This is a genomic window from Ancylomarina sp. YFZ004, from assembly GCF_054254355.1.
The window spans coordinates 102,732-126,531 of record NZ_JBTCHQ010000012.1; the positions used below are offsets into that span (position 1 = coordinate 102,732).

The following is a 23,800-nucleotide window of genomic DNA, read 5'->3' on the forward strand; positions in this document are numbered from 1 at the left end:
TACAAAGGCGTTATACTTGCTATACGCTTACATTTATAGAATACAATGAAAACAATTGCCTTTAAAACTTTAGGATGTCGTCTGAATCAGTACGAAACAGATGCTTTAGCTTCTAAATTCCAGAATAACACCTATAAATTGGTCGATTTTGATGAAGAAGCTGATGTTTATGTGATTAATTCTTGTACTGTGACGCATCAAAGCGATCACAAATCAAGAAATTTCATCAATCAAGTCACTAAGCGACACAAGGATTCTGTTTTGGTTGTAACAGGTTGTATGGCTGATAATGCCAAAGAAGAATTAGAGAGTAGAGACGAGATCAACTATGTTCTCGAAAACGATAATAAGTCAGCTTTATTCTCTTTGGTTGAAGCCCACTTTAATGGTGAGATGAAGCACCCAAATCAATTAGATAAGGATCGTTTTGCTTATGGTTCTACCGAAAAAGGTTTTCATACGCGCAGTATGATCAAAATTCAAGATGGTTGCGATAACTTCTGTACATTCTGTATTATTCCATCGGTTCGTGGCCGTGCTAAGAGTCGTCCATACCAAGCCATTATCAATAATATAAAATCTGTTATTGAAGAAGGTGCCAAAGAAGTGATTATCACAGGCGTAAATATCGGTCGTTATGAATACGAAGATTATAAATTCGATGACTTGATTGAAGCCATTCTAAATTTAGAGGGTGATTTCAGATTAAGAATTTCATCGCTTGAACCTGATGGTTTTGGAGATAAGTTTTTAGGCTTATTATCGCACCCTAAAATGACGCCTCACCTCCACCTTTGCCTACAATCGGGTTCTGATGAAGTTCTTTTAAGAATGCGTCGTATGTACACAATTAAAACCTTTAAGAATACAGTTGAAAAAGTGAGGGCGATTCGACCTGATTTTAATTTCACTACTGATATTATTATCGGTTTTCCGGGCGAAAGCGAGACTGACTTTACTGATAGCTGTGATATGATTCAAGATATGGAATTCGGTCATGTACATACCTTTAAATACTCGATACGCAAAGGGACTCGTGCTGAAAGAATGGAGAATCAGATTCCTGAGAAGCTTAAAACTAAACGCAGCGCGGTATTAAGAGATATTGCAGAGGAAAGCAAACTTAAATACAGAAGTCAATTCATTGGTCAAACGCAACGTGTTCTGGTTGAAACTATCAATGGGAATACGGCTAAAGGATATGGCGAGCATTATATCCCCGTTGAATTTGAAGCTGAAAACTTAAAGAAAAACACATTCTACGATGTTACAATCAAAGATGTTATTACCGATAAAGATATCTTATTGATTGGAGAATTGATTTAATAGGATGCTACTACGCAAACTGAGTAAGTTAAAAATTCAAGGGTTAGACTTCTAGTCTGGCCCTTTCCTCAAATATAGTCAAGAACTTATCGAGTATTGTACTTCCCAATTTCTGATGGGTATCGTCCATTTTCTTGTTGTTTTTAAGGCACTCTTACGTTCTTCTCTTTGTTTCTCAGTTGGCTTATTAGCTTGTCAATATTTTTCATTAGAGTTTCGTCAGTTTTTATAAAACTGACGTATTTCAAGATGTTCCTTTTCCTTGAAGCTGTCAAATTATTGAAGTCTACCAAAAGATTGTTATCAACTAGCTGCTCTCTGACTAATTTAGGCAGAGGATAATCCTTTAATTTCTTATTATAATCTTGTACTATTTCAAAATTGGCCAATTCGCCTAATGCTGTATTGCCACCTTTCATCATTATTTTATTAACGAAAAGCCTATGTGTTGAATTTTTCACTGGCATTAATGTTTTGGCAAAATCAAAGCCATTTATCTTTCCTTTAATATTACTACGCCCTCTTTCTACAAGAAGGCTATTGGTTATTTCGAATGGTACATCGACACACCAGTTAATTCCTATTAGATAAATCTTAGCTGAGAATATATATTTTTGATTAGGCTTCATTTTTAATCTACTGTGTTCAGCTTGTGTTTTTGTTTATTCTGTTGCTTGTTCAAGCTGCATTGTTTTATTCATATCACAAGCTCTACTCGTCAGTCTATCAAGCAAATAAAATATTATTACAAAAATTAATTCAATATTTGTTCTCTAATAACATTCAAATTCACTCATTTTGAGTACAGTGCACGCTTGGACAATAACACAGGAAAGCTTTTCCCTTGGCTTCTTTTGTCAATGATTAGCCGCTACAGGTAAGTGAATTTATAATATTTCATTAAATTGGGGCCAGTTTTTAATAAAAAAAAAAGCATTATCACATGATTGATTTATCAGCAATAAACAAGCAGTTGAGTAGAGAGGAACTTATAGCAGAGCTTGTGAGACTATTTACTCCTTATGCAAAAAACCTTTTGTCTTCGGGCGGCGATTTTTCTTATATGAACATGTATGCCGATAATTTTAGTGATCAGTTGCAAAACCTAAGTCAATTTAACGAATATGATATCTACACCATTTTAAATGAAGCCTGCGATATTAGCTGGAGAAATTCTGTGAGGGGGTAAAATAATTAAGAATGATGAATTATTAATTACGAATTTAGTTATCAAGGAACAAGGATCAATTTTCATCTATGGATCATTCTGTCAAATGAATTCTCCATTAAGAGATACTGATATGAATATGAAACTCATGCACAAAAAAATCTTCATAAGTAGTTACTCACGAGGATTACAAACGTCCCAAAAGATTATTTAGCAGCGTGAAAAACAACGGAATCGATAGCAACTAGTTCATCATCTTTTAGAACTTTAATTAGCACACAGATCTCTTCTGTACTACTTGCGTTCATTCTAGATTCTGAAAGCTCTATAATCGTTCCTTTTAAAACTAATATTTTACCTTTCTGTAGCGTCTTTTTATTTTTTATACGGCTACGACTATGCATTTCTAATTCGTAATTTAGAAATACATTTTTTTGGCTCGTATTTTCAATCTTCGCTCGTACTAAAAGTGAACTCAGCTCACCTTCTATCTCTATCCATGCATTTATCTTATCTTGCATAGGAGCTGTTGCTCCACCAAAAACGCTGATAAATTGGAACAATATGAGTAGTCTGAAAATCATTAACAATAGTTAAGTAAGACAAAGTTATAAAATTAAAAAAGATTGACATAAAAATTGCTACATATGCAATGTATATATCAACAATTCAAATCAATTAGTAAATATATAGTTTAATTGACAAAAGAAGATTATTTATCAGAAGATAAAAATAATCGCTAAGAAATAAAGCTAGAATAATCCGCATTCAAGAAACGGCGCAATTCATCTGTACTAATTCTTACCTTAATCTTCCCCCCCATGATATAGGAGATATTTCCTGTTTCTTCAGAAACAATAATCACATGAGCATCGGTCACCTGACTAATCCCAATGGCTGCTCTATGTCGTAAACCTAGACTACCTGGAATATTAGGATTATCAGAAACAGGAAGAATACATCTTGCTGCAAGTATACGGTTGTTATCTAAAATTACAGCTCCATCGTGTAAAGGTGAGTTCTTAAAGAAAATCGATTCTAAAAGGCTTGATGAGATGCGCGCTTTGAGGATTTGTCCTGTATCTGCAAAACTGAACAAGTCGGTACGTTTCGTAATAACAATAAGAGCTCCCGTTTTTGATTTAGACATACTCTCACAAGATTCGATAATAGCTTTGAGCTCCTTATCTTTAATAGACTTTTCATCTGCAGAAAGCCATTTTTCAAAGGAAAATTTTTGGCTAAAATTATAACGAGATCCTAAATGAAGTAAGAATTTACGCATCTCTTGTTGAAACACAATAATCAAAGCAATAACTCCAACACCAATAAACTGACCAAGAATACTACTTAGTAGTTCCATATTCAGAGCCTTTACAAACAACCATATCAAATAGAATAGGAAAAGACCAACAAAGATATTAATGGCAACAGTTCCCCTTATCAGCATGTATATTTGATAAAGTAAAAATGCAACCAAGAGTATATCTAGAACATCAAAGAAGCTTAGTGATATAAAAGCTAGGGTCATATATAAAGTATTAGGCCAATTTTGGCTTGAGAGTAATAAATGTGCACTAGTAATAATGCCTTCTTAACAAAAGTAAAGATTTATAATAGATATTCACTTACTAGAAAAGCTCAATTATTGAATCTGCATTTTATTATAGAGTTTCACACATTCTACAGCCTCTTTCACATCATGAACACGAAGGATGTGCGCACCACCCATCAAAGCTGCCATATTTAATGCAGTTGTGCCATTTAAGCTATCCTTAGCATCACCACCCAGCAATTTATAGATCATCGATTTCCGAGAGATACCAATCAGTAACGGCAGTTCTAATGATTTAAAATCCTTCAACTGAGCCATAATTTCATAATTATGCTCCAGGGTTTTACCAAATCCAAAACCGGGATCAATAATGATATCCTTTGCTCCAAGATTATTTAATCGACTCACCCTTTCCTTAAAGAACTGAATTAAGTCTACCATTAAATCGTCATAAACCGCATGTGTTTGCATGGTTTGTGGAGTCCCTTTTATATGCATCATGATATAGGGAACCTTTAAATCAGCAACCGTTTCAAACATTTTATCATCCATGGTTCCTCCTGATATGTCATTCACTATGCAAGCCCCAAACTCACCAACGACTCTTCTAACCAGTTCCGAACGGAAAGTATCAATAGATAATATCGCATCGGGTAATTCCTTACGAATACATGACAAAGCGGGTTGCATTCTTCTCCACTCCTCTTCAACATCAATATCTTCGGCTCCCGGACGAGTTGAATAAGCACCCAAATCAATCATATCGGCACCTTCATCACTAATTTGCTTGGCACGTTTAAGAATTGAATCTGTATCGATATATTGTCCACCATCAAAAAATGAATCTGGTGTTAAATTCAAAATCCCCATAACCAAAGGTTTATCAAAAGATATTGAATTCTTACCACACATAATTGATTCGATCTTCTGATTTGAAGAATTTGTTTTATATTTTTGCATGTGATGAATATTTTCGTTCTAAAAACTGAACAAAAATAGATGAAAATTGTCAAAGCTCTCGACTTGGATTGAGATAAGGCTATTTTTATTATTCATTGAATAATCGATATACTGATTTATTACATTTTAAGCTTCACATTAGGATGACTACAATAGAACAAATTCAGAAACCAAACATGACGACTAACGAACAATACGATAGCATAATCAAGATTTGTACAGATATCTACACCAAGAAAATGAAAGATTACGGTACAGCCTGGCGTATATTACGTCCAACCTCTCTTACAGATCAGATTTATATTAAAGCGCAGCGTATTCGTAGTATAGAGGAAAAAGGCATGAGTAAAATTGAGGACGATATTCGTTCTGAGTTTATTGGTATTGTGAACTATTCTATCATGGGAATCATTCAATTGGAGTTGGGAACTTCTGAAAAGGCATTGGCTGAAGATAAAGCTCTCGCTTTATATAGCAAATACTTTAAGGAAGCGAAAGAGTTGATGGAGAAGAAAAACCATGACTACGACGAAGCCTGGAGAAGTATGAGAGTTTCATCTTATACCGACCTTATCTTGATGAAAATTAATCGCACCAAACAAATTGAAGATAATCTTGGGAAAACAATTATTTCAGAAGGTATCGATGCCAACTACTTCGATATGATTAACTATTCTGTATTTGGATTAATCAAATTAGAATTCGGAGAATAAATAAAGCAAAGCATTTTACCCACTACCCGTATTAATTCTTAGCATGAAGCATTTAAGAACCATAAGCCGCTTTTTAGTCGGATTCCTCTTTATCTTTTCAGGATTTGTTAAAGCAATTGATCCAATGGGATCAACTTTTAAATTCAAAGATTACTTTTTGGCTTTTGGGATGGATTCATTGGCAGGATTAGCATTTTCTATGGCTATTGTCCTTGCTGCACTAGAATTTTGTGTGGGAATGCTTATCCTATTTAATGTGCATAAAAAGAGTACTTCATGGTTAGCCTTGCTTTTCATGTTGTTCTTTACCCCTCTTACTCTGATATTGGCTTTAACCAATCCTGTGACTGATTGTGGTTGCTTTGGAGATGCATTGATATTAACCAATTGGGAAACATTCGGGAAAAATATCATCATTTTAGCCTTTACCCTAGTCGTATATTTTACTCGAAATCTTGAAAAAGATAAAAGTTCTAAAAAAACACACAATTTAATGCTGGCCTTTTCGCTGGCTATTGCATTGGGAAGTTCTTTTTATTCATACCGCCATTTACCTTTCATCGATTTTAGACCCTATCACATTGGTGCTAACATTCAAGATGGTATGATGATACCAGATGGTGCCGCTGCTGACGAATATACGTCTATTTTTAAATACGAAAAAGACGGGCTTATTAAAGAATTTGATGAAAGTAATTACCCTTGGCAAGATACAACATGGGTTTATGTTGATGTAGAACAAATCAAGATTAAAGAGGGCTATAAAGCGCCTATTCACGATTTCTCTATTTCCAACGAAATGATCGGTGATATTACAGATCAGGTTTTAAATGATGCTTCATACACCTTCTTATTGGTAAGTCGCCATTTGAATGAAATAGATCTTGATAGCCAAAAACAAATCAATGAATTGGCATCATGGGCAAACAATCAAGCCTTTAATTTTATATGCTTAACAGCCTCTCCTGATGAAGAAATAAGAGCTTTCAAAGAAAAGCATAGTTCTACATATGAATTCTATGCTACTGATGAAATTCAGCTCAAAACCATGATCCGTTCTAATCCAGGACTCATACTTTTACAAAATGGAACGATTTTAAACAAATGGCATTGGAGAGATATACCAAAAACGACAGAAATAAAGGCTAATTTAGCAGCCTATTCGATAACACAACATCAGACACTAACTAATAGATTAGTTATTTTAAGTATTACAACAACTTTATTGCTTTTAATCGGATGCTTCCTTATGCTTAAATTCCGATTTAGAGCTGTAAAAAATAGATGACAGTTATGAGAAAAAAAATTGTTGCAGGAAACTGGAAAATGAACAACAACCTTCAAGAAGGTATCGAGTTAGCAAAAGAAATTAATGGTTTGGTAGAATCTACCGATATCAAAGATGTTCAGGTTATTATTGGTGCTCCTTTCGTTCACCTTACAGAGCTTAACAAAGCCATTACCAGCAATAAAATTCGTATTTCGGCTCAGAACTGTGCCGATGAGAAAAGCGGTGCTTACACAGGTGAGATTTCAGCTTCAATGATTGATTCTACAGGTACTCAGTGCGTAATTCTAGGTCACTCAGAGCGTAGAAGTTATTATGGTGAGACTAGCGAGACATTGGTTAAGAAAACTGATCTTTGTCTTGAAAATAAATTGACTCCTATCTTTTGTATTGGTGAAGTTTTAGAAGAACGCCAAAGCGAAAAGCATTTTGATGTTGTTAAATCTCAAATTGCTGAAGGTTTATTTCACCTTTCTGCAGAAGATTTCGGAAAAGTTATTTTGGCTTACGAACCAGTTTGGGCAATTGGAACAGGTGTAACTGCATCGACTGATCAAGCACAAGAAATGCACGCATTTATTCGTAAGACTCTTGTTGAGAAATATGGTAAGCAAGTTGCAGAAGATTGTTCTATTCTTTACGGTGGAAGCTGTAAACCATCTAATGCAAAAGAACTTTTCAGTAGCGAAGATGTAGACGGTGGTCTTATCGGTGGTGCTTCTCTAGTTGCAGAAGACTTCATGGGTATTATTACTGCTTTTTAAGCTAGTAATCGAAAAAATAAAAAAGTCGAGAAACTTCATGTTTCTCGACTTTTTTATGTCATTTAATGAATATTGGAATAGATTACTCTTTCAAACTTTTGATACACTCAATAGCTTTTCCGGCATCATCGGCATCTACAATAAGTTCTGCAACATCAGGAGATACATCTATAAAACCAGCATGAATCCCGGTCTGAAAATCATCCTTAACAAAGGAAAGAATATCCATTTCCTCCAATCTTTCTTTATAATAATTAACCTCAATTAAAGATCCCTTATATACGCAAACACTATTTTGTCCTTCAGTCATAATATATCAGTTTTATAGGGTGAGACAACTGTTCCTATTAAAGATAAAATTTATTTACTTAATATCAAATAGCTATAGGCGATTAGATTAAAACCAAATCTTATTTGACTAATTATAAAAGATATCTCATGATGGGTCTTTTATCTGACGAGTCGGCAACCTTAACAAACCCTACCGCTTCGTAAGCTTTCTCGATACCTGGCCATGCAAAAGTGTCAGGATATTTACTGAAATCTGAGTTGCATTGGTGCGATTCAAGCACTTTAGCTCCCTTAGCCCTACAATAAGCTATGAGGTGCTTTAATAAAGCTCGTTTAACCCCTCTTCTTCTCCAATCTCTACGAATAAACAAGCAAGATACGATCCATGTCTGCTCATCAATTATTTGCGTTTCATGAGATTTTGGTAATCTGATAAAATCCTTTCGATTTCCCAAAGAACACCAACCTACAGGTTCATCATCATTATAAGCTATAATACCTGGGATCTTTCCTGATTCAACCAGTGCTTTCATTGCTAAACGATTGCCTTCTCCTCTTCCTACCTCAAATTCATCGCCCTGCAATCGACACTGCATACACCAACATCCTTCACAAGCACCTTTTTCACCAAAAAGATATTCAAAGTCACCAAAATTAGAGGAATTCAAAAGCTGAAAACTGAGATTATTATCTTGATTAGCTTTCTCCATAATTCTTCTTTTTGTTTTCAAGATACAAAAAAAAGGGAAGCGTTTTCTTAAGAATGATTCAATTTAGGGCGTATCCTTTGACGATAAATTTGACTCTTGGAATATTTATCTTGAAACTTCGATCTTAGTGTAAGTCTCTCCTCTTCTGGCAATGTAATTATCTCTTTACATTCATCGGTGCAACAGCCATCATATTGTGCCTTACAAGCCTCACATTGAATGAATAGTAAATGGCAATCGTCATTGGCACAATTGGTATGCGTGTCGCAGGCTACACCACATTGATGACATTTACTAATTACCTGTCCATCTATACTTTCTCCCAATCGTTCATCAAAAACAAAGTTCTTACCCATGAACTTAGATTTAACACCCAATTGCTTGATCTGACGGGCATATTCAATAATACCTCCATGCAACTGGTTCACATCATTAAAACCATGATGCTTCAAATAAGCACTGGCTTTTTCACAGCGTACACCACCAGTGCAATAGAGCAATACTTTATTATCCTTTTTGTCAGAGAAATCATCAACAACCATTTGAATTTCTTCTCGGAAGGTATCCACATCGGGACAAATAGCATTCTCAAAACGCCCCACTTCACTTTCGTAATGGTTTCGCATATCAATAACAACTGTATTCGGTTCATCTAGAGAATTGTGAAATTCCATAGGTGTAAGATGTTTCCCTACATTAGTCACATCGTAAGTTCCATCATCTAAACCATCTGCTACAATCTTGGGGCGTAATTTAATGATCAGCTTAAAGAAAGACTTCCCATCATCCTCAACGGCCCATTTAATAGGCATATCTTTTAAACCCTCAATATTATTCAAACTTGAAAGAAAAGCTTCTAAATTATGCTCTGGCACACTCATTTGAGCATTTATACCTTCTCTGGCAATATAAATTCTTCCCAAACAACCGATCTTATCCCACTCCAAGAATAATTCATCTCTGAATGTCTGAGGATCTTCAATAATGACATATCGATAAAAGGAAAGTGTTGTTCTCTTAAAGCTTTCAGTATGAAGCTTCTTCATGGCTTCTTCCTTATTTAATTTATTATGGAGATGCATCTTATTTTTATTTAGAATAATTAAAGATGCAAAAATAAGAGATTTGAAACCTATTGCAAGGATTCTTGCAATATATTAAGACATAAAGGTATTCTATTGAAATTATTTGCAAAAAAATAGCCTCCCATTTCTGGAAGGCTATCGGTATTATTTATCGAGTTTAGCTTACAAAGCAGCTAAGTCATTGATAATTTTATTTAAAGTTGCTGATGGACGCATTGCCTCATTAGCTAACTTTTCATCAGCCAAGAAGTAACCACCAATATTCATTGGCTTTCCTTGTACTGAGATTAATTCTTCAGTAATCTTAGTTTCGTTGGCAGCTAATTCTTTAGCAACCTTAGCAAAACGAGCCTGCAATTCAACATTTTCAGTTTGTGCTGCAAGAGCTTCAGCCCAATACATTGCCAAATAGAAGTGAGAACCACGGTTATCCAACTCATTCACTTTACGTGATGGAGATCTTTTCTCAGCTAAGAATTTAGTTACACCTAAATCAAGAGTTGTAGCAAATAATTTAGCTTCCTTATTGTCAGCATATATTGCTAAATGCTCTAAAGAAACACCTAAAGCAAGAAATTCACCAAGTGAGTCCCAACGTAAGTGATTTTCTTTTTCGAATTGCTGAACGTGCTTAGGAGCTGATCCACCTGCACCAGTTTCGAATAATCCACCACCATTCATCAATGGAACGATAGATAACATCTTAGAAGAAGTACCCAACTCAATAATTGGGAAAAGGTCAGTTAGGTAGTCACGTAGTACGTTACCAGAAACTGAAATTGTATCTTCACCCTTACGCATTCTTTCCAATGAGAAAGCAATCGCTTCAACTGGATGTAGAATACGAATATCTAATCCTTTTGTATCGTGATCAGCAAGGTAAACTTTCACCTTAGCAATAATTTGAGCATCGTGAGCTCTGTTCTCATCTAACCAGAAAATAGCTGGAGTTTGAGTTGCCTTAGCTCTGTTTACTGCTAATTTAACCCAGTCTTGAATAGGTGCATCCTTAGCCTGACACATTCTGAAGATATCTCCAGTTTCAACAGCCTGTTCCATTACATTAGTACCATCAAACTCAACAACGCGAATAACACCTTCGCCTGGAGCCATGAAAGTCTTGTCATGAGAACCATACTCTTCAGCTTTCTGAGCCATCAAACCAACGTTTGATACAGAACCTATAGTTGCAACATCGTAAGCACCATTTTTCTTACAGTCATCGAAACAAACCTGGAACATTGTAGCGTAACAACGGTCTGGAATCAATGCTTTAGTATCTTGTAATTCGCCTGCTGTATTCCACATTTTACCACCATCACGAACAACTACTGGCATTGAAGCATCAATAATTACGTTATTTGGTAAATGTAGGTTAGTGATTCCATTGTCAGAATCAACCATCGCCATGTCAGGACGAGACTTGTAAACTTCCATGATATCAGCTTCGATTTCAGATCTCTTAGCTTCAGGAAGATTTTGGATTTTATTATAAAGATCGCCTAAACCATTATTGAAGTTAACACCTAACTCCTTGATCGTATCAGCATGCTTCTCGATAGCTTCAGCATAGAAAACCTCAACTGCATGCTTAAACATAACAGGATCAGAAATTTTCATCATAGTCGCTTTAAGGTGAAGAGACCACAATAAACCTTCTTCTTTTGCTGATGTAATTTCTTTTGCATAGAATGCACGAAGAGCTTTTACATTCATTACAGACGTATCAATAACTTCGCCTTCTAATAAATCTTGCTTCTCTTTCAATACGGTAACAGTACCTGCGCCATCAACATACTCGATTCTTACATCAGTAGCCTTTGCCATAACGACAGACTTCTCAGTTGCGTAAAAATCACCTTCAGTCATATGAGCAACGTGAGATTTAGAATCTGCAGACCATTTACCCATACGGTGAGGGTTGTTCTGAGCATACTTCTTAATAGAAGCAGCTGCACGACGGTCAGAGTTACCTTCACGTAAAACTGGATTTACAGCTGAACCTAAAACTTTAGCAAAACGAGTTTGTAATGCTTTGTCTTCTTCAGTAGTAGCTACCTCTGGGTAGTTAGGTAATTTGTAACCTTTAGCTTGTAATTCTGCGATAGCAGCTTTAAGCTGAGGAATTGATGCACTAATATTTGGCAACTTAATAATGTTAGCCTCTGGAGTTTTTGCTAAATCACCTAGTTCTGATAGGTAATCAGAGATCTTTTGATCTTCAGTCAAATTCTCTGGGAAATTAGCGATAATTCTCCCAGCAAGAGAAATATCCTTGGTCTCAACTTCGATACCTGATGCCACAACGAATGCCTTAATAATAGGCAATAATGAATAAGTTGCTAGGGCCGGTGCTTCATCAATTTTAGTGTAGATGATTTTTGATGTTGTTGCCATGTTAGTGGGTGTTTTTTGTAATTTTTAGTTAAAAAATAAACTTGATTGTGTGTTTTTCTTGTGAATTAAACAGCGTCTAATTCGAGGGTAAACATATAGATTTTTTTTATTTCAGAATATAAAAGTCCTTTTTTTTTAACGATTTTTTTCTCTAATAATAACACCCAAGAAATCAGTATGATAAACACAAATAAGCATCTTCAAGCATGCATTATTTTGTCTAAATAAGGCCCGTTAGATCTAAATTATTCGAAGTCGAGGGAAAATTTCTGCTTTAGCTGCTCTAAAAGTGGATTTTTCTCACACAAATATTTAAATCTGTCGGTGTCGGTATACAGTCTTTTTTTCAATTCAATTTGACTTATTTCAATTATGAAATCGATGGTCGAATTTTGTAATTCTCTTTTTAAATAATTGACCATTTCGTTTTTAACAAAACTAAGATCATCAGCTTGAATTTGATTACTCACCTTAACAACTAGTTGTCCGTCTTTTCTCATTTCAGCCCCACAATTAGCTACTGCTAAGCGAATACGATCACTCTTTCCTCGAATAACAGTATATTCTTTAAGCTTTTCAACGACTGACTCAGTAGTATAGGGCTGATTTTGAGTTCCCGTATACTTTACCGCAGCTTCCTTTGATTTGATTTCTTGTGTAGGTGTTGATGCAGATCTATTCACAATTCCACGACTCATGGCCGCTTTAATAGATATTGATGCTGGACTTGATGATGGAGAAACTCGTTGTTGAGTCTGTACTGAAGGGCTTGGGCTTGGTTTCTGAACTTCCTGTTTAGGATGAACAGGAGCTTTGTCTTTAGCTCCTGCAACTTTGGGAGCTGAGGTTCTCCCCTCAACTCGTATCTTTAATAGTCGTCGGAAATTTTTCTTCAGACTAACTCCTTTTTTTTTTGATTCAACTATCTGGGATAATTGAATTAGGGTAAGTTCGATAAGTAAGCGCTGATTTTGACTGCTCTTATAATGTATGTCGCATTCGTTAAGAATGCCTAAAGCATCGTATAAGAAATCAATTTCACACTTTTTTGCTTGCTCGGTGTACTTTTCCTTAACACTATCGCTGACTTCAAGTAATTGCAAGGTTGCAACATCTTTTCCAACAAGTATATCTCTTATATGAGAACTTAAACCAGCAACAAAATGATGCCCGTCGAAGCCTTTCTCAACAATTTCATTAAATAGAATTAGAACATCAGTTACTTTCCCAACTAGAAAAGCATCCACCATTTTAAAATAGTAATCGTAATCCAAAACATTCAAGTTCTGAATCACATTCTCGAAAGTAATATCCTTTCCTGAGAAACTCACAATCTGATCGAAGATAGATAAGGCATCACGCATAGCACCGTCTGCCTTTTGTGCAATCACATTTAAAGCTTCTTCGTCGATATTAATTTTCTCAGCATTGGCAATATGCTTCAAATGACTAACTGCATCCCCTACTTTAATTCGACTAAAATCGAATATCTGGCAACGTGACAGAATAGTAGGAATAATTTTATGCTTCTCAGTTGTCGCTAATACGAAAATAGCATGAGCAGGCGGCTCTTCAAGGGTCTTAAGAAAAGCATTAAAAGCCTGCTGAGATAACATATGAACCTCATCGATTATATAAACGCTGTATTTTCCAATTTGTGGAGGAATACGCACCTGATCAATCAGAGTACGAATATCATCAACAGAATTATTAGACGCAGCATCCAGTTCGTGTATATTATAGGAACGATTCTCGTTAAAAGCCACACACGACTCACAAGAATTACATGCCTCGAAATCGGATCCTACATTAGAGCAGTTGATAGTTTTAGCAAAAATTCTCGCACATGATGTTTTACCAACCCCTCGAGGACCACAAAACAAGTAGGCATGAGCCAGATGAGCGTTTTTAATGGCATTTTTAAGGGTTATAGTAATAGACTGCTGACCAACGACTGTTTGAAAGCTTGAGGGACGATATTTTCGTGCTGAAACGATAAAATTCTCCATACTGAGGTATAAACGAAACGATTAGTTCTTATTCTTACTTTTTCAAGGAATTCAAAGATAATCAATCATCCTAAAAAAGCGATTATTTCGAAGAAAATTGTTTTCAACAATCCAAGACTGCTTAGTCTAATTTGAATATCTGATAATGGCAATACTTATTAATATTCATTCTTTTATGTTCGTTTATTACTTTAGTCCTATTGACTAAAATAAATATTCATTTATAATACGAACCCTGTAAACAATCAAAGTCTAATTTATTCTAACTCAAAACTTCTAGTCCCCATTATGAAACATTTTATGATTAAGTTTTATTTCACTGTCATATTTATAAGTTTATTTATCACACAAGTACAAGCCGAAAAAGCCCCCATTAAATTTGGGAAAGTATCCCTGGAAGAAATGGAACTTAACACTTACCTACCTGACACAACGGCTTCTGCCGTTATTCTTTGTGATTATGGGGTTACTGATATGCCTTTTTCTACAGTAGAAGGACATTTCGTTCAAACTTTCAAGAGAACCATTCGAATAAAAATACTAAAAAAAGAAGGTCTTGACTGGGCAAATTTTGAAATTCCACTTTCAAAACAAGCTGACAATTTAGGCAGCGTTAAAGGCAGGACTTATAATCTTGAAGATGGAAAAATTGTAAAAACAAAAATGAAATCGGATGGGAAATTTTTAGAATCAGTTTCTAAATATTCACAAACATGTAAGCTGACTTTGCCTAACGTAAAAGTAGGTTCTGTTATTGAATATTCTTATATCATAACATCGAAAAATATTTTCAACATTAGAAAATGGAATTTTCAGAAAAGTATTCCTGTTAAATGGAGTGAATACCGAGTAAACTTTCCTGAATATTTTAACTATAAAAAAACAACGAAGGGATATCTTCGTTTTGTAACGAATAAAAATGAATATTCTACTGCGAGCCTACCTAGTAAGAAGACTTATTCTGTACAAAGATTCACTTGGGCAGTATCTGAAGCTCCAGCTTTTAAGTCGGAACCATATATGACGACTTCTAGCAACTTTCTGTCTTCAATTGAATTTGAAATAGGAAGCACGAATGTTAATGGTGTATATAAAAATTACACCAGTACTTGGGAGAAAATAAATACTGATTTATTAAAGAATGAATCATTTGGATTACAATTAAAAGGTGGCGGTTATCTAAAGGATATTGTTACAAAAATTAATTCTGAAGCCAAATCTGAAGAAGACAAGATGAATATGGCATTCGATGCCATAAAAAAACACATGAAATGGAACGACTACAATGGAAAGTATGTGAGTTCAACGTTGCGAAAAGCTTTTAATGAAAAGAAGGGAAATGTAGCTGATATCAATCTGATGCTTGTTCTACTTCTAAAGAAATTAGGATTAAATTCGGATCCCGTTATTCTAAGTACTCGTAATCATGGCATCATTTTTCTTGGTCAGCCCAACATATCAATTTTTAATTATGTGGTGGCAAAAATTAAACTGAATAATAAAGATTATCTTTTGGATGCTACAGAACCTCTATGTCCTAATAATATACTTCCTTTTAGATGTATTAATGGTCAAGGAAGAATAATTGCCGAAAATGGTAGCGACTGGATTAATTTAAATTGTAAAATGCCATATAAGCATATTACTTCGAGCAAACTAACACTCAATGACGATGGAGAATTAATTGGTCAAATCTCTGATTCATATCAAGGTTATGCTGCTTTACGCACTAGGAAATATTTTGAATCCAAAACCATAGATGAATTAAAAATATCTTTAGAAGAAAATAATCATGGATTGAGCCTTGAAGAGTTTGAGATTATCAATCAAGATGATATTGAGAAAACTTTACAAACCAAATCTATCGTTGAAATTACTGACAAGGTTGAAGATGCTGGCGATTTAATTTACTTGAATCCGATGTTATATGAGCGAACAAAAAAGAACCCTTTTACTCTTGAAGAACGCAAATATCCAGTTGATTATGGTCATTCATATGATGAGATCTATAGCATTGAGATAAGTTTACCTGAAGGATGTAGTCTAGAATCGACACCTGAGAACATACGTATAGCTCTTCCAAACAAGGCTGGCTCTTACACTTACTCTATTCAATCATTAAGTGGTAAAATCATCCTAATGAGCCGACTAAAAATTACTAAACCTATGTTTGCCTTTGATGAATACCCTAACCTCAAGGAATTTTACAAACTGATTGTTGCTAAGCAGGCAGAAATGATTGTCATCAAAAGAAACTCATAAACATTTTGACTGGGATGCATCATTCCAGTCTCTTTTTATTAATGTTTTCCAATCAATATTAGAATTCTTAGATATGAATAAACACCTTAATCTATTAGTAACATGTCTTATTATCTTCAATCTTAACGCTTGGGCTAGAAAAGATGAAATAAAATACCCTGTATCAAGCATTAGCGAAGAATTAAAGAAAGATGCTCACACAGTGGTCCGACTTAATGAAACCATATTTTCTGTTGAATCAATTAAGAAAGCCACAATCAAAAATCATATGGTTATTACCATTCTTGATAAGAATGGTGAATATGCATCTAAAAAAACAGTTGGGTATGACAAGCTACTTCAGCTTAAAAGCTTTAAAATTCATATTTACGATGCAGAAGGTAAACTCATAAAAAAAGCTAAAAATTCAGACATTAAAGATTACTCTGCTACTTCAGGAGGAACTTTGTTTGATGACAATAGAGTGAAGTATTACGAAGCACTACAAAACGATTACCCTTTCACCATTGAATATGAATATGAGAGAGAGTTTAATGGCATTTTAAATTACCCCGAATGGCGAGCTATAAATGCTTATAACAGATCAGTTGAGCAAGCTGAATTCACAATCAATATTCCACAGAATTTAAAACTGAGAACAAAGACTTATCATTTCGAAGGTGAATTTCATAAATCTTCTGCTGATAGCACTGATATTTACGTCTGGGGCGTTAACAACATAAAAGCATTCAAATCTGAGCCCTTTTCACCTGACTTTAATGAAATAGTACCTCGAGTTGTTCCTGCTCCTCTTATGTTTGAAATGGAAGGATATAAAGGGAGTCAAGAAACTTGGGCTGATTTTGGAAAATGGGATAATCAACTCATCAAGGATAGAGATAATCTACCCCTTGAAACCATTGAGAAGGTTAAGGAACTTACTGCAAATTGTAAGTCTGTTAATGAAAAAATAGAAATCTTATATCAGTATATGCAATCGAAAACCCGATATGTAGGTATCCAATTGGGTATTGGTGGTTGGCAGCCTTTTCCTGCTGAGACAGTTGATAAGCTGGGTTATGGTGACTGTAAGGCTCTAAGTAATTATATGAAAGCACTTCTAAAAGCCGTTAATATTCCTTCTAATTACACAAGCATACGTGCAGGATCGGGAAAACATTATTTCGATAAGGATTTTGTAAAAAGCCAATTCAACCATATCATCCTGATGGTTCCTATGCCACAAGATACAGTTTGGCTAGAATGCACTTCACAAACGAAACCTTGTGGTTTTCTTGGCAGTTTTACCAATGATAGAGATGCACTTGTACATACCGAAGAAGGCGGTAAATTGATTCATACACCAGTTTATAAAGTTGATCAGAATACTCAAATTACATCTGCTAATGTCATTATTGATATAAATGGTAATGCCAAAGCTAGTGTAATAACAAATTACAAAGGTCTTCAATACGAAAATCTGGAAGGAATTTATGAGGATGGACCTGAAGAACAAAAGAAAGCTTTATATAAAAGTATTAAGCTTTCTGATTTCACTATCGAAAAACTAAAGTTGGAGCAAAATAAAAAACGTTTACCTGAATCCAAGCTAGAACTTGACCTAGGCATTAAGAAATATCTTTCGAAAACTGGAGAACGTTTATTTATGCCAATCAACTTGATGAATAGGAAAACCTATATCCCTAAAAAATTGAAGGAACGCAAAAATCCAATCGTATTGAACTATCCTTATTGTGATATTGACAGCATACAATATACCTTACCTGAAAACATGACGATAGAAAACCTTCCAAAGACTGTTAATTTAGAGACCGAATTTGGTAAATATAGTAATCAAATAATGGTTAACGAAAACAAGATAACTTATATCCGAAACTACGAAATGTATAAGGGGCAATTTCCAGCTGAAAAATACGAGGCCATCAGGAAGTTCTACAAGTCTATTGTTAGAGCCGATAAAGCAAAGCTTATTCTGAAGCTAAAGGCTACAGGTATTTGAATAAGCAAAATTGAAGAATAAATAAAGCGAGTTCATATTATAATATGAACTCGCTTTTTAGTTTGAACACAATTGTATTTCTATCTAAATCGAATTTTTAATTCATAGGTCAAGTTGCTCTAGAATTAATTTTCTCGTTTAAGTCCGCGATATGCCCCACAACAACCTGCTTAATATCTCCATAGACCTCCTTATTGACATTTGCCATTACGTTTAAATAAGGCAATAGATCATTGTTAATAATCTCCCGAATTATTTTTTGTTGTGTCTTAGGAGCTATAAATTCCATTTGTTCATCGCTGATTTGCTTCATCTTTCGATACGTTTCAGCCAATTCGTTTGCCGATAATTTCACCAAATCAAGACAATCCAATACGCCAACCAATGAACCTAATAAGGGTTTAAACTCATCAGAATCCAATTCTTTTATCAAAGAATTAAAAGATGATATCTGAGATTCATAACTTTGAATATATAGTTTTGGATCATTTGCAGCAAATACATTCCAAACCTTTCTCGCATTGGCCGCAACATTCTTATCTCTCATGTATAAATTGGCTTCTACAAATTGCTCTAAACATATAAAATCTCTATCAAAAATTGCATCCTTTCCCGCCATCTCTTCGGTGAATTCACTACTACCTATCTGGCCAGTAATCTTAATTAACACCTCATTCTCCTCTTCTATTCTTTGGCTTAATATTGTAATAAATGTATCAGAAGACCAATCTTTCCTTTTTATTTCTAAAAGTATATTCTGTGCGATATTTTGAACTTCCTTAGCCTTACATTTTATTACAATTTGTTCTTCCATCTTAGTCTATTTTATTTTTATTGAGGACTCAATATAGACATAATGTACATTCCTTCTGCATTAGAATAATGAAAATTAATCGAATTCTAACATTCCATATTTGAAACAATTAAATTTCAACAAATTAAGCTTCATTCGTTTTTTCATATAACTTAATCTTTATACGAAGAAAATATATACTGTCCAGGATAGGGTTAAAAGTCCAACAGCTAAGCTTATTCTTTTTAATCTTAATTTGGAATTTATTTTTAACTCCCTAATTTCTCTTCTAAGAATGCTTGCTTCACCGAGCCTTATCAAGCTCTGCTTTAAGCTCATATGAAACCCATCATCTTTTACCACATAGTCGACAATTTGCATTGTAAACATATCAACTGCTAGCTGAATATTTCCCTGAGCACTTAACATGATTACTGGAAGCTTACTATAAATACCATTGATTCGTTGAGCAACATCAGCCCCGGTTTTTAACCCTTCGTAATTCTCGTTTATAGCAAAATCACAATATCTCATGTTTCAGCCTGATCAATATTAACTGAATATCTCGAATGAACTAATATTTTCACAGCTTCCACATAAACCCACAATAGCGTCCTTCTCCACTAACTTCTTTTTACTATCTTTGCGTCGTTGGCTGGTTTTATATTTCTTCTTATCGGGGTGTGAGTTATTTTATAATCTCGATCCAATGGCATTCCCGGCTGGAAGGAAATATGAGGCAGTGGATAGATACCTGAAATTTAAACGGATATTAGCTTAGGCTGGTATTCGTTTTTTTGTTTTAAGAACCCGACTTCTCATGTGAGGCTCTCAATATGGAAGTCTGATTATTCCAATCTTCTATTCGCACCATGACATTTACTGGTACTCATGGTCATCAAGGATAAATATGCTGTTTTAAATCTAACAGTCACTACTAAATATCACAATTAAGCAATCGATATAACAGAATTTCTTACATTTGCCGATAACATTAAATACTTCAAACAATCATGCAATCATTAAGAGAACTCTACAAAATAGGTTACGGTCCATCAAGTAGCCATACCATAGCTCCGGGGCGAGCTGCAAAAATGTTTAAAACAAAGCATCCAGACATCAAAAGCTTTCGTGTCACCTTATATGGTAGTCTTGCTGCTACGGGAGTTGGTCACGGTACCGATAAAGTAATCGAAACAGTAATTAAGCCTCTCGATATCGAAATTATTTGGAAACCAGAGGTTGAATTACCTATTCACCCCAACGGTTTACTTTTCGAGGCAATGGAAGGTGATAATGCTATTGACTCTTGGGAAGTTTATTCTGTTGGTGGAGGAGATTTAAAAGATAACACGGGCTTATTGAATGATGCGAGCCAGGTGTATGATCTAACCACTATGGATGACATTTTAGCATGGTGCTTGGAAGAAGGTCGCTCATTTTGGGAATATGTTGAGTTTTGCGAAGGCAAAGAGATCTGGGATTTCCTTGCTGATGTGTGGGAAGTAATGAAAGATTCTATAGCCAGAGGCCTTGAAGAAGAAGGTGTTTTGCCCGGGACTTTGCGTATAGCTCGTAAAGCTAGCTCCTATTATATCCGTTCGAAAACAACCATAGGTTCTACAGGAAATATTGGTCTTTTATTCGCAGCTGCTCTCGCTGTAGCTGAAGAGAATGCTGCCTGTGGAAAGGTCGTAACTGCACCTACTTGTGGCGCATCTGGCGTAGTACCTGCTGTTCTTTATTTCTTAAAAGAAGATCAAGAATTTAGTGATAAACGTATTATTCGTGGATTAGCTACTGCTGGACTTATTGGTAATATCGTAAAGACAAATGGCTCTATTTCTGGTGCTGAAGTAGGTTGTCAAGGTGAGCTTGGAACAGCTTGTGCTATGGCCGCTGGTGCGGCAGCACAAATTATGGGTGGCACGCCTAAACAAGTCGAATATGCAGCTGAAATGGGGTTTGAACACAACTTAGGTTTAACCTGTGATCCTGTTGAAGGCTATGTGCAGATTCCTTGCATAGAGCGTAATGCTTTCATCTCTCAAAAAGCGAGAGAATGTGCTGTCTACTCACTATTCTCTGACGGTTCACACAAAATCTCCTTCGATCAGGTTGTAGCAACCATGATGCAAACCGGTAAAGATTTACAATCGAAATACCGTGAAACAAGTCTGGGTGGTTTGGCACGAATTGTACGTCCAGTCATCAAAAAAGGATAAATATATTGTAAAAACAATGGGCATTGAAAACCAACTTTCAATGCCCATTAATTTAAGACCATATCATCTTTTAACATTTTAGATTGCCATAGAACTCTAAAAAACACTACATTGCGTACCGTGTTGCAAAATTAACTCATCCTTTTAGTTTATTTTAATACAATAATACCAATAGAGGCGTATGAATTCGAAGAGATTGATTGGCTATATTTTAATGATTTTGGCAGGTATAACTTTCTTACTATACTTGACCTTTCCTTTTTTAAATTTACCTACCGAAAACAAATTGCTAATAATAGCAGGCACTTACCTAATCAATAAGGTATTCTTTTATTCTGCCTTATATTTTCTAGGCAAACAAATTATTGTAAAAGTTGCATCTTATTTACCCACTTGGGCTGAGAAATTTATCTTTCGTGTGCTCAAGGTTCAAAAAGTAGTCTCAAACCAATAATTCCCTATTTTGATAATCGTTTCTTATTTGCTTTTGAAGGATGACTATATTTAGGCTTTCCTTTTATAAAGCTCAAATAAAAGGCATTCCACATAATGAAAAGAATCAGAGCCATAATCGTATACCATTGGCTCAGAAAACCCGACACCGAATAAATAATAGCCGCTGAAGGTTTATCATGTGGATAAATCAATTCTAGCTTCATACCGATAGGATAATCCGCATTTTCAGGACCTTGAATTTCATAGGTCTTATTGCCTACCTTATAACTAATTTGCGGATAAGTTTCGTAGAATAATTTCTGCCTAAACTCCTTTATATCAACTACTGTACCCTGACAACGCTCCCCATTGCTAATCAAACCCCAATTGCCATAAACAGGTGCTAATAAAATTAAAAGGTTAATGAATAAATAACGAAGCTGTTTCATTTGAAAAAGTGTTAATTAGTATAAATGCTTAAAAAAGAGCTCACATCATCAGATGCAAGCTCTAAATTTATCTTATAATCTATCTACTAAAATCTTTTCAGCGTCTTCAATTTTCACATCTGGTAACATACCGATTGATGGAAGTTGTCTGTCAATAAATCTCTTAATGATTGTATCAATTGTATCTTGACCAACATTGTGCTGACTCAAACGTGTTTTAATACCAATTCGGTTAAAGAAATCTTCCGTTTTTACGATAGCCATGGCTTTTCTTTCTTCCTCGCTACCTTCAGTTATATTCCAAACTCTCTCAGCATATTGCAATAACTTCACACTACGCTTATCCTTAAGATGAGTCATTAAACCTGGAAGTACAATCGCTAATGTCACAGCATGGTCAATACCATGGAAAGCAGTCAATTCATGACCAATCATATGCGTTGCCCAATCACTTTGAACTCCTGCACCAATCAGACCATTTAAAGCCATAGTAGCCGCCCACATCATGTTGGCATATTCATCGTAATTTGGTGTTTCAGAATCGTAAGCTTTCGTTCCTTCTTCGATTAATGTCATCAATAATCCTTCAGAGAAACGATCTTGCACAGGTGAATTCACCGGATAAGTTAAATATTGCTCCATTACATGTACAAAGGCATCAGCAACACCATTGGCAATCTGTCTTTTAGGTAAAGAATAAGTTGCTTCTGGATCTAAAACTGAAAACTTAGGAAATAATAAAGGTGAGCCAAAAGGAAGCTTCTCTTTTGTTGCAGCCTTAGTAACCACACCACCACTATTCATTTCAGAACCTGTAGCAGCCAATGTTAAAACAGCTCCTAAATCAATAGCCGTTTCTACCTTAGCACGCTTAGCCAAAATATCCCAAGCGTCTTCTCCTTTATAACATGAAGCTGCAGCAATAAATTTTGTTCCATCAAGAACAGAACCGCCACCAACAGCCAATAAGAAATCAATTTTCTCAGCTTTTACCACTTCAACAGCCTTCATCAAGGTTTCAAAATGTGGATTTGCCTCAATACCACCAAACTCCTGAACCTTAAAACCATCAAGAGCAGCTATAACCTGATCGTAAACACCATTCTTCTTGATAGAACCACCACCAAAAGTGATTAAAATATTAGCACCTGCAGGAATGTGCTTCTTCAGTTCTGCAATTTTTCCTTTTCCAAAAAGGATATTTACGGGGTTATAAAAATCAAAATTATTCATAATCTATATATTATTATTTTTATCGAACAGCTCATTTATATTTGAGCCATCAAGTTAAGTTTAATTTCAATTAATAAAAAACATTATGCAGGACTTAAACATTATTTAACAGCTTTTGGATTCTTTCTCCAGCACTGT

The 23,800-nt window shown here is 35.0% G+C and carries 21 protein-coding genes; 8 read left to right on the forward strand and 13 right to left on the reverse strand.

The window, feature by feature from the left end; translation table 11 throughout:
- Positions 1–45 precede the first annotated feature (45 nt).
- A complete protein-coding gene (gene mtaB / locus ACXR6G_RS16900; protein ID WP_458362627.1) occupies positions 46–1,326 on the forward strand; it encodes a tRNA (N(6)-L-threonylcarbamoyladenosine(37)-C(2))-methylthiotransferase MtaB in 1,281 nt (426 codons plus the stop codon).
- Positions 1,327–1,469: 143 nt separating this feature from the next.
- Here the strand turns inward: mtaB and ACXR6G_RS16905 are convergent, their stop codons facing one another.
- Positions 1,470–1,955: a DUF1905 domain-containing protein gene (locus ACXR6G_RS16905; protein ID WP_458362628.1), complete on the reverse strand. Its 486-nt coding sequence runs from the start codon at positions 1,953–1,955 to the stop codon at positions 1,470–1,472.
- 314 nt (positions 1,956–2,269) lie between these two features.
- Between ACXR6G_RS16905 and ACXR6G_RS16910 the strand changes: the two genes are divergently transcribed.
- Positions 2,270–2,515 carry a hypothetical protein gene (locus ACXR6G_RS16910; RefSeq protein ID WP_458362629.1) on the forward strand — a complete coding sequence of 82 codons (246 nt, stop codon included), beginning with the start codon at positions 2,270–2,272 and terminating at the stop codon, positions 2,513–2,515.
- A 185-nt stretch (positions 2,516–2,700) separates the two neighbouring features.
- On the opposite strand, the gene ACXR6G_RS16915 is transcribed toward ACXR6G_RS16910, so the two are convergent.
- The 3 genes from ACXR6G_RS16915 to folP form a co-directional block, all read right to left on the reverse strand.
- Positions 2,701–3,078: a hypothetical protein gene (locus ACXR6G_RS16915; RefSeq protein ID WP_458362630.1), complete on the reverse strand. Its 378-nt coding sequence runs from the start codon at positions 3,076–3,078 to the stop codon at positions 2,701–2,703.
- Between the two features lie 155 nt (positions 3,079–3,233).
- Positions 3,234–4,025: a diadenylate cyclase CdaA gene (gene cdaA, locus ACXR6G_RS16920; RefSeq protein ID WP_458362631.1), complete on the reverse strand. Its 792-nt coding sequence runs from the start codon at positions 4,023–4,025 to the stop codon at positions 3,234–3,236.
- A 114-nt stretch (positions 4,026–4,139) separates the two neighbouring features.
- Positions 4,140–5,009, reverse strand: a complete 870-nt coding sequence (folP, locus tag ACXR6G_RS16925; protein WP_458362632.1) for a dihydropteroate synthase — start codon at positions 5,007–5,009, stop codon at positions 4,140–4,142.
- A 143-nt stretch (positions 5,010–5,152) separates the two neighbouring features.
- Between folP and ACXR6G_RS16930 the strand changes: the two genes are divergently transcribed.
- From ACXR6G_RS16930 to tpiA, 3 genes are read left to right on the forward strand one after another with little or no spacing between them, the layout of a single operon-like run.
- Complete coding sequence (locus tag ACXR6G_RS16930) at positions 5,153–5,722, forward strand: DUF1599 domain-containing protein (RefSeq protein ID WP_458362633.1); 570 nt, start codon at positions 5,153–5,155, stop codon at positions 5,720–5,722.
- Positions 5,723–5,765: 43 nt separating this feature from the next.
- Complete coding sequence (locus tag ACXR6G_RS16935; RefSeq protein ID WP_458362634.1) at positions 5,766–7,010, forward strand: BT_3928 family protein; 1,245 nt, start codon at positions 5,766–5,768, stop codon at positions 7,008–7,010.
- Positions 7,011–7,015: 5 nt separating this feature from the next.
- Positions 7,016–7,774: a triose-phosphate isomerase gene (tpiA, locus tag ACXR6G_RS16940; RefSeq protein ID WP_458362635.1), complete on the forward strand. Its 759-nt coding sequence runs from the start codon at positions 7,016–7,018 to the stop codon at positions 7,772–7,774.
- 82 nt (positions 7,775–7,856) lie between these two features.
- On the opposite strand, the gene ACXR6G_RS16945 is transcribed toward tpiA, so the two are convergent.
- The 5 genes from ACXR6G_RS16945 to ACXR6G_RS16965 form a co-directional block, all read right to left on the reverse strand.
- Positions 7,857–8,084, reverse strand: a complete 228-nt coding sequence (locus ACXR6G_RS16945) for a putative signal transducing protein (protein ID WP_458362636.1) — start codon at positions 8,082–8,084, stop codon at positions 7,857–7,859.
- A gap of 112 nt (positions 8,085–8,196) precedes the next feature.
- A complete protein-coding gene (locus ACXR6G_RS16950; protein ID WP_458362637.1) occupies positions 8,197–8,775 on the reverse strand; it encodes an N-acetyltransferase family protein in 579 nt (192 codons plus the stop codon).
- 47 nt (positions 8,776–8,822) lie between these two features.
- Positions 8,823–9,857, reverse strand: a complete 1,035-nt coding sequence (gene trhO, locus ACXR6G_RS16955; protein ID WP_458362638.1) for an oxygen-dependent tRNA uridine(34) hydroxylase TrhO — start codon at positions 9,855–9,857, stop codon at positions 8,823–8,825.
- A 165-nt stretch (positions 9,858–10,022) separates the two neighbouring features.
- On the reverse strand, positions 10,023–12,257 hold the full coding sequence (locus ACXR6G_RS16960; RefSeq protein WP_458362639.1) for an NADP-dependent isocitrate dehydrogenase: 2,235 nt from the start codon (positions 12,255–12,257) through the stop codon (positions 10,023–10,025).
- A 245-nt stretch (positions 12,258–12,502) separates the two neighbouring features.
- Complete coding sequence (locus tag ACXR6G_RS16965) at positions 12,503–14,266, reverse strand: DNA polymerase III subunit gamma/tau (protein WP_458362640.1); 1,764 nt, start codon at positions 14,264–14,266, stop codon at positions 12,503–12,505.
- A 288-nt stretch (positions 14,267–14,554) separates the two neighbouring features.
- Here ACXR6G_RS16965 and ACXR6G_RS16970 point away from each other — a divergent pair, with 288 nt between their 5' ends.
- Together ACXR6G_RS16970 and ACXR6G_RS16975 are read left to right on the forward strand one after the other, a co-directional pair.
- Positions 14,555–16,528 (forward strand): DUF3857 domain-containing protein, encoded by a 1,974-nt coding sequence (locus ACXR6G_RS16970; protein ID WP_458362641.1) that lies wholly within the window; start codon positions 14,555–14,557, stop codon positions 16,526–16,528.
- A gap of 73 nt (positions 16,529–16,601) precedes the next feature.
- Positions 16,602–18,527 (forward strand): DUF3857 domain-containing protein, encoded by a 1,926-nt coding sequence (locus ACXR6G_RS16975; protein WP_458362642.1) that lies wholly within the window; start codon positions 16,602–16,604, stop codon positions 18,525–18,527.
- Between the two features lie 109 nt (positions 18,528–18,636).
- On the opposite strand, the gene ACXR6G_RS16980 is transcribed toward ACXR6G_RS16975, so the two are convergent.
- Complete coding sequence (locus ACXR6G_RS16980; protein ID WP_458362643.1) at positions 18,637–19,341, reverse strand: hypothetical protein; 705 nt, start codon at positions 19,339–19,341, stop codon at positions 18,637–18,639.
- A 159-nt stretch (positions 19,342–19,500) separates the two neighbouring features.
- Positions 19,501–19,854 (reverse strand): hypothetical protein, encoded by a 354-nt coding sequence (locus tag ACXR6G_RS16985; protein WP_458362644.1) that lies wholly within the window; start codon positions 19,852–19,854, stop codon positions 19,501–19,503.
- A 479-nt stretch (positions 19,855–20,333) separates the two neighbouring features.
- Here ACXR6G_RS16985 and ACXR6G_RS16990 point away from each other — a divergent pair, with 479 nt between their 5' ends.
- Positions 20,334–21,545, forward strand: a complete 1,212-nt coding sequence (locus tag ACXR6G_RS16990) for an L-serine ammonia-lyase, iron-sulfur-dependent, subunit alpha (protein WP_458362645.1) — start codon at positions 20,334–20,336, stop codon at positions 21,543–21,545.
- A gap of 458 nt (positions 21,546–22,003) precedes the next feature.
- Here the strand turns inward: ACXR6G_RS16990 and ACXR6G_RS16995 are convergent, their stop codons facing one another.
- Complete coding sequence (locus ACXR6G_RS16995; protein ID WP_458362646.1) at positions 22,004–22,429, reverse strand: hypothetical protein; 426 nt, start codon at positions 22,427–22,429, stop codon at positions 22,004–22,006.
- A gap of 72 nt (positions 22,430–22,501) precedes the next feature.
- Entirely contained in the window at positions 22,502–23,662 is a 1,161-nt protein-coding gene (locus tag ACXR6G_RS17000) for an iron-containing alcohol dehydrogenase (RefSeq protein WP_458362647.1), read from the reverse strand.
- Between the last annotated feature and the right edge of the window lie 138 nt (positions 23,663–23,800).